The 15,608-nt window shown below is 46.6% G+C and carries 10 protein-coding genes and 2 rRNA genes; 11 read left to right on the top strand and 1 reads right to left on the bottom strand.

What is annotated here, in order from left to right; all coding sequences use genetic code 11:
* Window positions 1-48 precede the first annotated feature (48 nt).
* The 8 genes from MHI32_RS26535 to MHI32_RS26500 all read left to right on the top strand — a co-directional run bounded on the left by MHI32_RS26535 (window position 49) and on the right by MHI32_RS26500 (window position 8,941).
* Window positions 49-432 carry a hypothetical protein gene (locus MHI32_RS26535; protein WP_036680170.1) on the top strand — a complete coding sequence of 128 codons (384 nt, stop codon included), beginning with the start codon at window positions 49-51 and terminating at the stop codon, window positions 430-432.
* A 249-nt stretch (window positions 433-681) separates the two neighbouring features.
* Complete coding sequence (gatC, locus tag MHI32_RS26530; protein ID WP_036680166.1) at window positions 682-969, top strand: Asp-tRNA(Asn)/Glu-tRNA(Gln) amidotransferase subunit GatC; 288 nt, start codon at window positions 682-684, stop codon at window positions 967-969.
* Between the two features lie 27 nt (window positions 970-996).
* Entirely contained in the window at window positions 997-2,454 is a 1,458-nt protein-coding gene (gatA, locus tag MHI32_RS26525; protein WP_340011355.1) for an Asp-tRNA(Asn)/Glu-tRNA(Gln) amidotransferase subunit GatA, read from the top strand.
* Window positions 2,455-2,477: 23 nt separating this feature from the next.
* Complete coding sequence (gene gatB, locus MHI32_RS26520) at window positions 2,478-3,911, top strand: Asp-tRNA(Asn)/Glu-tRNA(Gln) amidotransferase subunit GatB (protein ID WP_172628862.1); 1,434 nt, start codon at window positions 2,478-2,480, stop codon at window positions 3,909-3,911.
* A 122-nt stretch (window positions 3,912-4,033) separates the two neighbouring features.
* Entirely contained in the window at window positions 4,034-4,504 is a 471-nt protein-coding gene (locus MHI32_RS26515; RefSeq protein ID WP_076146333.1) for a GNAT family N-acetyltransferase, read from the top strand.
* A 45-nt stretch (window positions 4,505-4,549) separates the two neighbouring features.
* Window positions 4,550-6,451 (top strand): DUF4097 family beta strand repeat-containing protein, encoded by a 1,902-nt coding sequence (locus tag MHI32_RS26510; RefSeq protein ID WP_340011353.1) that lies wholly within the window; start codon window positions 4,550-4,552, stop codon window positions 6,449-6,451.
* A gap of 126 nt (window positions 6,452-6,577) precedes the next feature.
* Entirely contained in the window at window positions 6,578-7,009 is a 432-nt protein-coding gene (perR, locus tag MHI32_RS26505) for a peroxide-responsive transcriptional repressor PerR (protein ID WP_036680160.1), read from the top strand.
* 210 nt (window positions 7,010-7,219) lie between these two features.
* A complete protein-coding gene (locus tag MHI32_RS26500; RefSeq protein ID WP_340011351.1) occupies window positions 7,220-8,941 on the top strand; it encodes a glycosyl hydrolase family 18 protein in 1,722 nt (573 codons plus the stop codon).
* Between the two features lie 117 nt (window positions 8,942-9,058).
* On the opposite strand, the gene MHI32_RS26495 is transcribed toward MHI32_RS26500, so the two are convergent.
* Window positions 9,059-9,424: a DUF2614 family zinc ribbon-containing protein gene (locus MHI32_RS26495; RefSeq protein WP_036680151.1), complete on the bottom strand. Its 366-nt coding sequence runs from the start codon at window positions 9,422-9,424 to the stop codon at window positions 9,059-9,061.
* 127 nt (window positions 9,425-9,551) lie between these two features.
* Here MHI32_RS26495 and MHI32_RS26490 point away from each other — a divergent pair, with 127 nt between their 5' ends.
* The 3 genes from MHI32_RS26490 to MHI32_RS26480 all read left to right on the top strand — a co-directional run bounded on the left by MHI32_RS26490 (window position 9,552) and on the right by MHI32_RS26480 (window position 15,571).
* Window positions 9,552-10,430 carry a nucleotidyltransferase-like protein gene (locus MHI32_RS26490; RefSeq protein ID WP_076128632.1) on the top strand — a complete coding sequence of 293 codons (879 nt, stop codon included), beginning with the start codon at window positions 9,552-9,554 and terminating at the stop codon, window positions 10,428-10,430.
* A gap of 425 nt (window positions 10,431-10,855) precedes the next feature.
* Window positions 10,856-12,413: ribosomal RNA gene (locus MHI32_RS26485) — 16S ribosomal RNA — on the top strand.
* Between the two features lie 232 nt (window positions 12,414-12,645).
* Window positions 12,646-15,571: ribosomal RNA gene (locus MHI32_RS26480) — 23S ribosomal RNA — on the top strand.
* The 16S and 23S rRNA genes sit together here, the layout of an rRNA operon.
* Window positions 15,572-15,608: the final 37 nt, after the last annotated feature.

Raw genomic sequence — 15,608 nt, 5'->3', positions numbered from 1 at the left:
TTGAAACAAGCAAAATCTTGAAAGATTTTGGGGTTAGGAGGTAGGGCGATGCTGCGTTTAGGAGAGAAGATTGTCATTGTTGCGGACGCTTTCGAGCAGAGTCTTCCTATCGGGGAATACGGCTACCTAATTGCTTACGACCGCAATCCCGATAATGCGTTTGACTATGTTATTCGTGTACCAGAGGCAAATAGGAACTTTTATGTTCCGGCTGAGGACATTGAGGCGGAAGAACATTTATTAGTAGCTGAGGCTGAGAGAGCAACGCATGAAGCGTTGATTGATTATGCTTTGTCCACGTACAATGAGAAGCTGTTCCATCATTTGATGAACGGTGAAGATATGGATATAGAAGAGACGGAATCAACGTCAAGCGAAAGCATGTCCCAAGCGGATTTCATCAAACAAGTGAATCTTCGAGCTTGGATTTAAGGAAGGCCGGCGCAAGCCGGCTTTTTTGTTTTGTCATACCGCTGTTAAATGCTGTGAAATCACTGACTGTCAAAACCCTTCTCTATGAATATACTAACGATACGCTCCTTTAAAATGTGTAGGAATCCCCTTCACTTTGATAAAGGAGCGTTTGTTTTACAGCCCATCATTGAATTGTCCAAGCTTCTACAATATAATTAAAAACGTTATCCGGGCGCTTTAGCCCTTTAAACAGGAGGGATTTTTCTTATGAGCATTACCGTTAAAGATGTGCAGCATGTGGCCAAGCTGGCTCGTCTGCAGCTGAGCCCGGAAGAAGAGGCAACCTTTACAGAACAAATGAATGCTATTTTACAATATGCCGAGAAATTAAATGAGCTAGATACGGAGAATGTAAAGCCGACCACGCATGTGCTGCAAGTCAGCAATGTAATGCGGGAGGATGTTGTGAAGGATAGCCTTACGCAAGAGGAAGCACTTCTTAACGCTCCAGATGATGAAGACGGACATTTCAAGGTTCCAGCTGTTTTGGAATAACTACATAATTAGAGAGGGGGAAGAATCTTGAGCCTGTTTCAAAATCGATTGCCTGAAGTACACCGCATGTTAACTGCTAAAGAAGTATCGGTCCGTGAACTGACTGAAGAATCGCTGGCGATTATCGCTGAGCGGGATAAGAACGTAAATGCATTTTTGACCTTGAATGAGGAGGGCGCTCGTAGCACTGCACGCGCTTTGGACGACAAACTGGCATCCGGAGCAGCACGTGGGTTGCTGTTTGGTCTTCCTGCTGGAATCAAGGATAATATTGTAACTAAAGGCCTGCGCACAACTTGTGCCAGCCAATTTTTGAGTGACTTCCAGCCGATTTATAACGCTACTGTAGCTTCTAAACTGCAGCAAGCAGATGCCGTAACGATCGGTAAATTAAATATGGATGAATTCGCAATGGGCGGATCTAATGAGAACTCAAGCTTTGGTCCTGTACGCAATCCTTGGGATTTAGAGCGTGTGCCCGGCGGTTCCAGTGGCGGATCTGCAGCAGCAGTAGCTGCGGGCGAAGTGTTCTTCTCACTAGGTTCGGATACTGGGGGTTCCATCCGCCAGCCAGCTTCCTATTGTGGTGTTGTAGGTCTCAAACCTACTTATGGTCTTGTATCACGTTACGGGCTGGTAGCCTTTGCCTCCTCACTAGATCAGATTGGACCATTAACACGTAATGTAGAGGATTCTGCCTATGTGCTTCAAGCAATTGCTGGTTATGATGGCCAAGACTCTACTTCGGCTAAAGTAGAAATTCCTGATTATTTGAGTTCACTTACTGGTGATGTTTCCGGACTTCGCATTGCTGTTCCTAAGGAATACCTGGGAGCAGGTGTCGATGCTTCTGTGCGTGAGACAGTTTTGTCTGCACTTAAAGTGCTGGAAGGAATGGGTGCTGTCTGGGAGGAAGTTTCATTACCACATACGGAATACGCAGTAGCAGCTTATTATTTGCTGTCCTCTTCGGAAGCTTCATCTAACCTCGCGCGTTTTGACGGTGTGCGTTATGGCGCACGTGTAGATGAAGGCGGAGGATTGCTTGATCTATATCTTAATTCCCGCAGCCGCGGCTTTGGCCCTGAGGTTAAACGTCGTATTATGTTGGGTACTTATGCACTCAGCTCCGGGTATTACGATGCTTACTATTTAAAAGCACAAAAGGTGCGTACTTTGATTAAACAGGACTTTGATGACATCTTTAAAAAATATGATGTGGTCATCGGCCCAACAGCACCAACGACAGCATTCAAATTGGGTTCACAGACTGAAGATCCGCTGACCATGTATCTGAACGATATTCTCACGATTCCTGTAAGCTTGGCGGGTATTCCGGCCGTGAGTGTTCCTTGTGGTTTTGCGGAAGGCATGCCTGTAGGTCTGCAAATTATCGGTAAGGAATTTGACGAGAGCACGATTTTGCGTGTCGCTCATGCTTTTGAACAAAATACAGATCATCACAAGCAGCGTCCACAGCTGTAGTAAAGGAGGGAATGGGATTACTTATGTCTAAATACGAAACGGTCATCGGCTTGGAAGTTCACGTAGAGCTTCATACCAACTCCAAAATCTTTTGCGGATGCTCCACTGAATTTGGAGCCCCACCTAACACTCATACCTGTCCTGTCTGCTTGGGTCACCCCGGCGTATTGCCAGTGCTCAACAAACAAGCGGTAGAATACGCTATGAAAGCAGCGATGGCGCTGAATTGCACCATTGGTGATGTTAGCAAATTCGACCGCAAAAACTATTTTTACCCGGATTCACCAAAAGCTTATCAGATTTCACAATTTGATCAGCCTATCGGCCTGAACGGTTGGATCGACATTGAAGTTAACGGAGAGACCAAACGGATCGGCATTACTCGTCTTCATTTGGAAGAGGATGCAGGTAAGCTTACGCACGTAGATGGCGGTTTTGCCTCGTTAGTCGATTTTAACCGGGTGGGAACACCGCTTATCGAAATCGTATCCGAACCTGATCTGCGCTCCCCTGAGGAAGCTCGTGCTTATCTGGAGAAAATCCGTGCGATTATGCAGTATTGTGACGTATCCGATGTCAAGATGGAAGAAGGATCGATGCGCTGTGACGCGAACATCAGTCTACGCCCAGAAGGACAAGAGGAATTCGGCATTAGAGCAGAGCTTAAGAACATGAACTCCTTCCGCGGTGTATTGCGTGGACTGGAGTATGAACAATATCGTCAGGCTGAGATCCTGGATGATGGTGGAGTTGTTGTGCAGGAGACTCGCCGCTGGGATGAAGCACAAGGGAAAACATTATCGATGCGCGGGAAAGAAGAAGCGCATGATTATCGTTACTTCCCGGACCCGGACTTGATCGTTCTGCATATTGATGATGCTTGGAAAGAATCCATTCGTTCAACGATTCCAGAACTTCCGGATGCTCGGAAAGCACGTTATAGCGAGGAACTGGGCCTGACAGCTTATGATGCAGGCGTCATTACATCCTCTAAACTGTTAGCGGACTTTTTCGAAGGGTGTCTTGCCTATACGCAGGATGCCAAGGCTGTAGCTAACTGGATTATGGGTGACTTGCTTGCCTATTTGAATGGTAATAATCTGGAGTTGTCGCAGGTACAAATTACACCACAAGGGCTAGGCGAGATGATCGGGCTGATTGCAGCCGGAACCATCAGCAGCAAAATCGCTAAAACAGTATTTAAAGAAATGCTAGAGAGCGGTAAACTGCCAGCTGTTATCGTTGAGGAAAAAGGTCTAGTGCAGATCAGCGATGAAGGTGCCATTAAAGGGATAGTGGAAGCAGTCGTAGCCGCCAATCCGCAATCAGTGGAAGATTATAAAGCGGGTAAACAGAAAGCAATCGGCTTCCTGGTCGGACAAGTCATGAAAGAAAGTAAAGGTAAGGCGAATCCGGGTCTTGCTAATAAACTTCTCATCGAGGTATTGAGCAGCTAAACGCTTGTCGTCTGTAAAAGGACGCCAGAGGCGTTTATAATTGGGGTAATATACTTATGTAATAAGCTAAGGGCTTGTCGGCAACGGCAGGCCCTTAGCGGCATATAAGGGGACTGGTTAGGATGAATACAATTAACAAGCTAAATCTGCAGGATGAAAGCACCGTTAATGAATTATGGAGTCTTCAGCATAAGGCCTATAGACTGGAAGCTGAACTTATAGGCTTTCGTGAAATACCACCTCTGATGGAGACGAGAGAAATGCTCAGCAGCTCTAAAGAGGGTTTTTATGGCTGCTTCGATAAAGATGAGGAACTAATGGGTGCTGTTGCTGTAGAGGAAGAATCTCCTGGAAAATTGACGATTACACGAATGATGGTGGGGCCGGACTTTTTTCGTAGAGGTATCGCTAGCCATCTTTTGGAATATGTATTTGAGCATTTTGCAGGGATGGAGCAATTCATTGTGTCGACAGGCAAAAAGAATACACCTGCCGTTTCGTTGTACAGTAAACATGGTTTTCTGCCTACCGGTGTGGAGGAAGTCGCTCCAGGAGTTGAATTGATTGAATTTCATCGGAGTGGTTCGCTTTGAAAAAAGATATTCATAGACAACTATTTACGAAAGGAGGAGTCCAAAATGAAACATGACTCTGCAATGCTCCCAGAGCAGGAAGAACTGCAAGGTTCTGTTGATATAGAGACTAAGGAAAATGAGATACAGAAGAGGATTATTCCTCCGCGTCCGAAGCGGCGCCACCGCAAACGTAAATTTATTGCTGGACTGCTGGCAGCACTCATCCCTGGGACGGGGCATTTGTATTTTGGACTTCTCCGAAAAGGGATCACCTTCATCTTTCTAATTCTTTTGGATATCTCAGCTTTATTGTATTTCTCATCCATCGGGATGCAGATCAATGTTCCACTGCTTATTTTACTTGCGCTCATTATTCCAGTGATCTATTTTTATAACGTGTATGACGTATTGCAATCAGCGGACAGGCTTCTTCGCTTCCCAGAGGATCATGATCTTGCTATTTCTGTGACCAAAGCAAACGAGGCTCCTAAACGTCGTAGTATCGTCAGCGAGCCTGGGATATCCTTTGGACTCTTATTGCTCTTAGGGGGCGCCCTGCTTATTCTGTTCCGGCAGAAACCAACATGGCTCCAGTTCTTTATTGAACATTATGCCGAAATGGCCGTGTCTGTCATTTTAGTATGCGGTGGCTTATTTATAGGAGCTAGAGAAATTGCCAGAGCAGTTGTGCAGCGTAAAGACAATGAACCTCGCAAGCGGCGCGTGGGAAGATATACGGCTTCTGTATTACTGATAGCTATTTCTGTTCCTTTGTTTTTGGATTGGAGAGAGGGAACTGACTATATGCTTCTGCTCTTGAAGTGGTGGCCAGTCATCCCGGTGTTATGGGGGATTGAGTTCCTGCTGATGTTTATCTTCTCTAACCGTTCAGCCAAGGGAACCAGAATCAGATTGGATTTACGTGGGCTTTTATCTGCTATATTACTAGCTGCGAGTGTATTTATTGTTGCAGAGCAAGAACATTATTTATATCTATGGAAAAATGTCAGTCTAAACCTGACGGCAGCAGCAGTGGACTATGGTGAGGCTAAAGGCAGCAAATATCAGAAAGCCCCGCTAATTGTTCCGGTGGAATTAAATACAGCAAAAATATCTATTGATAGTATTAATGGTGATATTTTATTACACCGTGCTCCAGTGGATGATATTCAAATTACAACGACAGTTTGGGTAGATCAGTTGGATGGGCCGATGGCTGAAGCTATATCAGAACAGTCCTTTGTGGACGTTGTTGAAGGGCCCAACATAAAAATCACCTCGAATAGCAAGGCCTATGGAGAATCCGGTAAACGCCAGCCACGCATGGATTTAGACATTTACTTGCCGGAGGATCGCCGCTTTAACCTCGATGTTCGCACTATGAATGGCGGGATCACGTTGCAGAATGTAGAAGCCATTGAAGACATTTCTCTGGAAACGGGGAATGGAGAGCTGATCCTTCATCGTATCTTTGGTAATGTTAAGGGAAAAACACTGAATGGAGCTGTCCGTGCCAGATCTGTTCAAGGCAGCGTTGATTTAACAACGAGCGGAGGCAATATGAATGCTTGGGTTGTTACCGGTGCTTTGAAATTATCGACGGCTGTCGGCAATATTAGTGCGATCGGAAATAGCAATGATATCGATATTACTACCAAAAACGGTAATTTAGAGGTGGATGGAGCCAAATCCAAGCTACATGCCGAATCTCTAAATGGTACCATTGATGTTCGCTCTTCTGATGTCGCTGGAGATTGGGACATTTATAGCGCAGTTGGTGACATTCAATTGTATTTACCGATGTTAAGCAACTATACAGTGAATGGTTCCAGTGGATATGGTGATATTACTTCAGATTTGCCTGAACTTACAATTGATAAGAAAAAAGTATCAGGTGAAGTGGGAACCGGCGAGTTCAAGCTTCATGTTGAAGGAAATAGCAATCTAAATGTTAGGAAATATTGAAAAAAGTAATTTTTCTTATATAATAATAAATATAATGTATAGACTTCGTTGACAATATTGAAAAATCGGTCTTACAATCTTAAGAAGTATTTCTTTTATTTTTAAATTCAAAAGGCGGTGACAGTAATGGGGAGTGGAGTACAACATGCACTGGAACAATTAAAGACAACAGGTGTCCGTATAACGCCCCAGCGTCATGCGATTCTTACGTATTTGATGGAAGCAATGAATCATCCTACAGCTGACGATATATACCGGGCGCTAGAGCCGAAATTTCCGAGCATGAGCGTAGCAACTGTATATAATAATCTCAAGATGTTTATGGAAGCCGGCATGGTTCGCGAGTTGACCTACGGGGATAGTTCCAGTCGTTTTGATGCCAATGTATCTGATCATTATCATGTCATCTGTCAGCTATGCGGTAAGATTGAAGATTTTAGTTATCCTTCGCTTCATGATGTAGAGATACATGCAGAGCAGGAAACGGGCTTCAAAATTACGGGTTTGCGTATGGAATTGCATGGAGTTTGCAAATGTTGCAGAGAGAAGCAACAATAAGACAGAATACTACTGTACTTAAGGGCGTATAGCCAAGCTACACAATAAACGTGTGAAATCCGAAAGCGGAGGACTCACGTTTTTATTTTTTTCAAAATAACAAAATATAGTGAAAATGACTAACTTATACTGGTTATCCGGAACCAAGTGGATGTTATAATCGTATTGTTAGACTTAACTTAAAATCATCTAATATTTGGAGGATATATTTTGGACAGAAGATATAGACAGAAACGCGTCAAAAAGCGCGGAGGTCTTTTCCGACGCTTTTTTGGACTTTTGCTCATTGCGGCAGCAGCTTATTGGGTTGTGTTTTTTGTATTGCCAAATCGCCAGCACATCGATCCAGACTGGAAAGGCCTAGAACATCCTATCTTCGTAAAAGGAGAGCTAACAGGATATTCCGCCTCAGGGACCGGTGATAGCATGCTTTTACCTCTACCATTACTGCAGGAACATGTGGACTCATCTATTCGTTATGAAGAAAAGACTAAATCTGTCATCCTATCAACGGAAAGTGAACTTCTATATATGCAAGAGGATAAAACCGATGCTAGTCTGAACAATCGTCCGCTGCAGCTGCGGCTGGCACCTGAAGTTAAGGAAAAGATAACTTATCTTCCTGCGGATGTTTTAGAAGACCTGTATGGGTTTGAGATTCAAGAGGATACGACTACCGGGGCTGTGCTGTTAATGACAGCAGGGGAGACTGTACCGCTGGGGAAAGTGAAAGGTGAAGCAGGTGATAAGACAGTCGCTCTTCGCAGCGAAGCGTCGATTCACGCACCCATCGTGGCCGATATGTCCCCAGGTGCCATCGTGAGTATTTGGAATAAGGAAAATGAGGACTGGCTGTATGTGCAGTTAAGCAGCGGTTATGCGGGTTATACCAAGGCCAGTGATATTATCTCAGACGGTCAAAAGACAGTGGAACCCAAAAGCACCACTCCCTCACGGGCAGAACGAAGCTGGAAAGGGAAGTCAGTGAATTTGTATTGGGAAGCTGTTTATCAACGCAAACCTGACCCAAGTACATTCGGTGAGCTTCCGGGCGTTAACGTGGCTAGCCCGACTTGGTTCAGTATCATAGATGGTGACGGGAATGTGCGCAGTCAGGCTGATAGTGCGTATGTGCAGTGGGCCCATGAGCGCGGTTTGGAAGTATGGGGGCTGCTCAGCAATAGCTTTGAACCAGACATAACCACTGAGGCATTGTCGAGCTATGAGAAGCGGATGAACGCGATCGTACAGATCCTCGAGTATTCAGATTTATACAAGCTGGATGGAATTAATATTGACTTTGAGAATGTATATACGAAAGACGGGGAGAATGTTACACAATTTATGCGAGAGCTAAAACCTATGGCTCAAGCCAAAAACTTAATCGTCTCCATAGACGTAACCCCTAAATCTAACAGTGAGATGTGGTCAGCATTCCTTGATCGTAGAGCTCTTAATTCAGTAGTTGATTATCTTATTGTTATGGCTTATGACGAGCATTGGGCTGCTAGTCCTGTAGCGGGCTCTGTTGCGTCTCTGCCGTGGGTCGGAAGCTCGTTAAGCCGGATCATAGAGGAAGACGATGTGCCGCCTGAGAAGCTGATTCTAGGGATTCCACTGTACACTAGAATCTGGACTGAGGCCCAGGTGGATGGCAAGACCAAAGTAAGCTCTAAATCGGTTAGTATGAATGCCGTTGAAAAAATTATTAAAGAGAAGAAGCTGACCCCAACCTTTGATAAGGCAGCAGGGCAGAATTACGTTGAGTATAAGGAAGATGGCGCTCTTAAAAAAATATGGATCGAAGACAAAGTTTCTTTAAAAGCTAGAGTTGAGCTTGCTAAGTCTTTAGGGCTTGGTGGCATCGGTTCATGGAATCGCAGCTTTAGTAATCCGTCTGCGTGGGAGGCATTACAAGGGATTCATAAGTAATTATTATTTCATTCATAATAAACAAAGGGGCTCCCAATATAGGGGCCCCTTTGTTGTATTAAGCAAATGTTTGATTGCATTATAAATCGCTAGTAATAAGCTTCTGTAAGATGTGTTTTATTGATTAAGCTGCTGACTTTTAAGTTGTTCCGCAGTAATATTGGCCTCAGCTGGATCCATAGTAAGGATGGTATGGCAGAACATACAGCGGTCTGTTTTGCCCAGCATTTTGGTCAGCTTGTGACATTCAGGGCATTCCAGTTGGACTGCGCTAGTTGACAGCATCCCAGCCCAGAAATAGATTGCAAGACTTGCCATCATTGAGATTAAACCGATTACAAGACCGATTCCAGCGAATACTTTTCCAGTTGAGCCCCAAAACACGATGCCCGCTGTACCCAAAACCATAAGTCCCATTCCGAGCATTGTGAGCAGTAATCCCCATGTGCGAAAAGCGTTGATCTTAGCCGTTTTAAACTTCATGAGTGTTTGCTCCTAACTAAATATAGTTGGGTTGTCCAGAAGGAACTGTCTTTCATATGTAGAATAATAATTATAACTGAATTATAACTGACTGGACGCAAAATCGCCAAATTTAATGGAGGGAAGCATGGAATTGTCCAATGTAACTTTGTTGAGTGGAGAAACGTTTGATGAGAATGTTTTAGGAGCGGTCGTTTTGCGGCAGAATGGGGATATTCCGTTTCAAAGCGCACTTCTTCAAGATTTTGATATGGTAGTGTTAGTATTGCATGAAGAACAGGATAGAGAGCATATTGTTCGCCATACCATTGCCGGTGACCAACGGACCCAGTCAGTCCATATCGGCCTTTTTGCTTTGGAGCAGGCTGTTATGGCAGGGGATAATAACGAACTTCTTATCAGTTTGATGAGGGGGGAAGTGATCTGGGACCCCAAGGGAATACTCGAGGAAATGCGCCGCGAGATATTACAATTTGAAGGACCGATTAAGGAACGGGTCGCATTTATGGAGTTTGCTCGCTTTTTGCATATGTATGTGAAATCCAAGCGCTATATAGAGGCTGGCTTTATTATGGATGCTTACAACTGTGTATTGATAGCCTTATATCATTGGGCAAGAATAGAAGTGAGTGAAGTGGGTGCTTTCCCCGAGCCGGCTATTTGGGAGCAGGTTAAAAGCATGAATACCTCCGTTCATAAACTTTATGAGGAGTTAACGGTCAGTACTGAGACCTTAGAGCAACGTGTTGAGCTTGTGCTTCTTGCATGTGAATTTGGGATTATGTCCAAAATGACGGACTGTTGTCTATTGCTCTTTAATATTTTGAATAGCCGTAAGGAAGCATGGAGCATTAAAGAATTACTGCAGCATTCAGGTCTGAGTCAATTAGAGTCTGAACTACCCCTTGTTTTACGAAAGCTGGTTTCTCGTTCGCTAATCCGAGAGATTACATCTTGGGCTGATGTTCACGAGGGAGAAGGGCATGCGATCCGCTATACATTATAGAGATGAATTAGATACAGCAGAAGATGTTTAATTATAGAGAGATGAGCAAGGATAGGGAGAGGCTGAGCACTCTCTTTTTGTTTGTTTACTAATATGAAACGCTCATATTTATTCAGAAAAATTAATGGTTGACTCTTTCCTTGTTCATGTGTTAAATTATAACTCGTCCCTCTGACACAGAGATGTGCTTTCGAAAACTTTCGAAAGACAACCAAAAAAAGAAATTAAAAAAAAGGTTGACTAAAACGAGGACGCTGTGATATATTATAAAGGTCGCTGCTGAACAACACATCGACGAAATAAACAGCTTGATCTTTGAAAACTGAACAACGAGTGAGTAGGAAATCACGTAAGTGAAATCCAAAATTAGAGAATTAATTTTCTCGTCAGATGTTTCAAAATGAGCATATCGCTCTTTTCAATACTAATTGGAGAGTTTGATCCTGGCTCAGGACGAACGCTGGCGGCGTGCCTAATACATGCAAGTCGAGCGGAGTTGTTTTGAAAGCTTGCTTTCAAAACAACTTAGCGGCGGACGGGTGAGTAACACGTAGGCAACCTGCCCTTCAGACTGGGATAACTACCGGAAACGGTAGCTAATACCGGATAATTTCTTTTTTCTCCTGAGAGAAGAATGAAAGACGGAGCAATCTGTCACTGAGGGATGGGCCTGCGGCGCATTAGCTAGTTGGTGGGGTAACGGCCCACCAAGGCGACGATGCGTAGCCGACCTGAGAGGGTGAACGGCCACACTGGGACTGAGACACGGCCCAGACTCCTACGGGAGGCAGCAGTAGGGAATCTTCCGCAATGGGCGAAAGCCTGACGGAGCAACGCCGCGTGAGTGATGAAGGTTTTCGGATCGTAAAGCTCTGTTGCCAGGGAAGAACGTCCGGTAGAGTAACTGCTACCGGAGTGACGGTACCTGAGAAGAAAGCCCCGGCTAACTACGTGCCAGCAGCCGCGGTAATACGTAGGGGGCAAGCGTTGTCCGGAATTATTGGGCGTAAAGCGCGCGCAGGCGGCTATTTAAGTCTGGTGTTTAAACCTTGGGCTCAACCTGAGGTCGCACTGGAAACTGGGTGGCTTGAGTACAGAAGAGGAAAGTGGAATTCCACGTGTAGCGGTGAAATGCGTAGATATGTGGAGGAACACCAGTGGCGAAGGCGACTTTCTGGGCTGTAACTGACGCTGAGGCGCGAAAGCGTGGGGAGCAAACAGGATTAGATACCCTGGTAGTCCACGCCGTAAACGATGAGTGCTAGGTGTTAGGGGTTTCGATACCCTTGGTGCCGAAGTTAACACAGTAAGCACTCCGCCTGGGGAGTACGGTCGCAAGACTGAAACTCAAAGGAATTGACGGGGACCCGCACAAGCAGTGGAGTATGTGGTTTAATTCGAAGCAACGCGAAGAACCTTACCAGGTCTTGACATCCCTCTGAATCCACTAGAGATAGTGGCGGCCTTCGGGACAGAGGAGACAGGTGGTGCATGGTTGTCGTCAGCTCGTGTCGTGAGATGTTGGGTTAAGTCCCGCAACGAGCGCAACCCTTAACTTTAGTTGCCAGCAGGTAATGCTGGGCACTCTAGAGTGACTGCCGGTGACAAACCGGAGGAAGGTGGGGATGACGTCAAATCATCATGCCCCTTATGACCTGGGCTACACACGTACTACAATGGCCGGTACAACGGGAAGCGAAGCCGCGAGGTGGAGCCAATCCCATCAAAGCCGGTCTCAGTTCGGATTGCAGGCTGCAACTCGCCTGCATGAAGTCGGAATTGCTAGTAATCGCGGATCAGCATGCCGCGGTGAATACGTTCCCGGGTCTTGTACACACCGCCCGTCACACCACGAGAGTTTACAACACCCGAAGTCGGTGGGGTAACCCGCAAGGGAGCCAGCCGCCGAAGGTGGGGTAGATGATTGGGGTGAAGTCGTAACAAGGTAGCCGTATCGGAAGGTGCGGCTGGATCACCTCCTTTCTATGGAGAATCGTTCTCTGCAATGAGAACATTCAAATCGGAAGCTAAGCTTCCAAAACTCAGGTTTAGGCCTGTTACTCACTCGTTGCTCAGTTTTGAGAGTTTAAGCTCTCAAGTAAGACTTGATCCTTGAAAACTGGATACCGAAACGAATTTGCGTTTTAGAACATCTTTTAGCAACTTGTGTAAACAAGTAAATGTTATTAGTGAGATTTTTCTTCGGAAAAATCAAGGTTAAGCTAATAAGAGCACACGGAGGATGCCTAGGCGCCAGGAGCCGACGAAGGACGTGGCGAACAACGAAACTGCCTCGGGGAGCTGTAAGCAAGCTTTGATCCGGGGGTGTCCGAATGGGGAAACCCAGCTGTGGTAATTCGCAGTTACTCATTTCTGAATACATAGGAAATGTAGAGGCAGACCAGGGGAACTGAAACATCTAAGTACCCTGAGGAAGAGAAAACAATAGTGATTCCGTCAGTAGCGGCGAGCGAACGCGGAACAGCCTAAACCTAAGAGCTTGCTCTTAGGGGTTGTGGGACGTCTCACATGGAGTTACAAAGGAATATGGTAGGTGAAGAGGTCTGGAAAGGCCCGCGATAGAGGTAAAAGCCCTGTAACCTAAACTGTATTCTCTCCGAGACGGATCCCGAGTAGTGCGGGGCACGTGAAACCCCGTATGAATCCAGCAGGACCATCTGCTAAGGCTAAATACTACCTGGCGACCGATAGTGAAACAGTACCGTGAGGGAAAGGTGAAAAGCACCCCGGAAGGGGAGTGAAATAGAACCTGAAACCGTGTGCTTACAAAAAGTCAGAGCCCTATTAATGGGTGATGGCGTGCCTTTTGTAGAATGAACCGGCGAGTTACGTTTAACATGCAAGGTTAAGCCGAGAAGGTGGAGCCGCAGCGAAAGCGAGTCTGAATAGGGCGAATTAGTATGTGGACGTAGACCCGAAACCGTGTGATCTACCCCTGTCCAGGGTGAAGGTGCGGTAACACGCACTGGAGGCCCGAACCCACGTACGTTGAAAAGTGCGGGGATGAGGTGGGGGTAGCGGAGAAATTCCAATCGAACTCGGAGATAGCTGGTTCTCCCCGAAATAGCTTTAGGGCTAGCCTCGGTATAAGAGTAGTGGAGGTAGAGCACTGATTGGGTGCGGGGTCCGCAAGGATTACCAAGCTCAGTCAAACTCCGAATGCCATATACTTATTGCCGGGAGTCAGACAGTGAGTGCTAAGATCCATTGTCAAAAGGGAAACAGCCCAGACCATCAGCTAAGGTCCCCAAGTGTGTGTTAAGTGGGAAAGGATGTGGAGTTGCACAGACAACCAGGATGTTGGCTTAGAAGCAGCCACCATTGAAAGAGTGCGTAATAGCTCACTGGTCGAGTGACTCTGCGCCGAAAATGTAACGGGGCTAAACACACCACCGAAGCTATGGCTAGATACTATGTATCTGGGGTAGGGGAGCGTTGTGTAGGGGTTGAAGGTGTACTGAAAAGAGCGCTGGACACTACACAAGTGAGAATGCCGGTATGAGTAACGAAAAGATCAGTGAGAATCTGATCCGCCGAAAGCCCAAGGTTTCCTGAGGAAGGCTCGTCCGCTCAGGGTAAGTCGGGACCTAAGGCGAGGCCGAAAGGCGTAGTCGAAGGACAACAGTTTGAAATTACTGTACCACCGTAATCCGCTATGAGCGATGGGGTGACGCAGGAGGGTAGTGACGCGGACTGATGGATGTCCGTCTAAGCAGTGAGGCTGATGTGTAGGCAAATCCGCACATCATTAAGGCTGGGCTGTGATGGGGAGCGAAAATTGTAGTAGCGAAGGTCATGATCTCACACTGCCAAGAAAAGCCTCTAGCCAGGAGAAGGTGCCCGTACCGCAAACCGACACAGGTAGGCGAGAAGAGAATTCTAAGGCGCGCGGAAGAACTCTCGTTAAGGAACTCGGCAAAATGACCCCGTAACTTCGGGAGAAGGGGTGCCCCGGTAGTGTGAATAGCACGAGGGGGCCGCAGTGAAAAGGCCCAAGCGACTGTTTAGCAAAAACACAGGTCTGTGCGAAGCCGCAAGGCGAAGTATACGGGCTGACGCCTGCCCGGTGCTGGAAGGTTAAGGGGAGTGGTTAGGGGTAACCCGAAGCTATGAACCGAAGCCCCAGTAAACGGCGGCCGTAACTATAACGGTCCTAAGGTAGCGAAATTCCTTGTCAGGTAAATTCTGACCCGCACGAATGGCGTAACGACTTGGGCGCTGTCTCAACGAGAGATCCGGTGAAATTTTAATACCTGTGAAGATGCAGGTTACCCGCGACAAGACGGAAAGACCCCATGGAGCTTTACTGCAGCTTGATATTGAATTTGGGTACGATCTGTACAGGATAGGTGGGAGCCGTAGAAATCGGAGCGCAAGCTTCGGTGGAGGCGCCGTTGGGATACCACCCTGATCGTATCTAGGTTCTAACCTAGTACCCTTATCGGGTACGGGGACCGTGTCAGGCGGGCAGTTTGACTGGGGCGGTCGCCTCCTAAAGAGTAACGGAGGCGTTCCAAGGTTCCCTCAGAATGGTTGGAAATCATTCGCAGAGTGCAAAGGCATAAGGGAGCTTGACTGCGAGACCTACAAGTCGAGCAGGGACGAAAGTCGGACTTAGTGATCCGGTGGTACCGCATGGAAGGGCCATCGCTCAACGGATAAAAGCTACCCTGGGGATAACAGGCTTATCTCCCCCAAGAGTCCACATCGACGGGGAGGTTTGGCACCTCGATGTCGGCTCATCGCATCCTGGGGCTGAAGTAGGTCCCAAGGGTTGGGCTGTTCGCCCATTAAAGCGGTACGCGAGCTGGGTTCAGAACGTCGTGAGACAGTTCGGTCCCTATCTGTCGTGGGCGCAGGAAATTTGAGAGGAGCTGTCCTTAGTACGAGAGGACCGGGATGGACGTACCGCTGGTGCACCAGTTGTTCCGCCAGGAGCATGGCTGGGTAGCTACGTACGGACGGGATAAGCGCTGAAAGCATCTAAGCGTGAAGCCCCCCTCAAGATGAGATTTCCCAATTAGTAAGACCCCTTGAAGACGACGAGGTAGATAGGTTGGAGGTGGAAGTGCAGCAATGCATGGAGCTGACCAATACTAATCGGTCGAGGGCTTATCCTATACGTAGAATGCAAATTTGTTTCGGATTCAGTTTTCA

Source organism: Paenibacillus sp. FSL H7-0690, from assembly GCF_037980415.1.
GTDB lineage: Bacteria > Bacillota > Bacilli > Paenibacillales > Paenibacillaceae > Paenibacillus_AQ > Paenibacillus_AQ odorifer.
The sequence above is the reverse complement of the archived record's forward strand: the minus strand, read 5'-3'. Positions and strand labels throughout refer to the sequence as shown.

Coding starts and splice junctions, on each gene's coding strand:
- MHI32_RS26535 (WP_036680170.1), top strand. CDS start 49: ATGCTGCGTTTAGGAGAGAAGATTGTCATTGTTGCGGACGCTTTCGAG.
- gatC (WP_036680166.1), top strand. CDS start 682: ATGAGCATTACCGTTAAAGATGTGCAGCATGTGGCCAAGCTGGCTCGT.
- gatB (WP_172628862.1), top strand. CDS start 2,478: ATGTCTAAATACGAAACGGTCATCGGCTTGGAAGTTCACGTAGAGCTT.
- MHI32_RS26515 (WP_076146333.1), top strand. CDS start 4,034: ATGAATACAATTAACAAGCTAAATCTGCAGGATGAAAGCACCGTTAAT.
- MHI32_RS26510 (WP_340011353.1), top strand. CDS start 4,550: ATGAAACATGACTCTGCAATGCTCCCAGAGCAGGAAGAACTGCAAGGT.
- perR (WP_036680160.1), top strand. CDS start 6,578: ATGGGGAGTGGAGTACAACATGCACTGGAACAATTAAAGACAACAGGT.
- MHI32_RS26495 (WP_036680151.1), bottom strand. CDS start 9,424: ATGAAGTTTAAAACGGCTAAGATCAACGCTTTTCGCACATGGGGATTA.
- MHI32_RS26490 (WP_076128632.1), top strand. CDS start 9,552: ATGGAATTGTCCAATGTAACTTTGTTGAGTGGAGAAACGTTTGATGAG.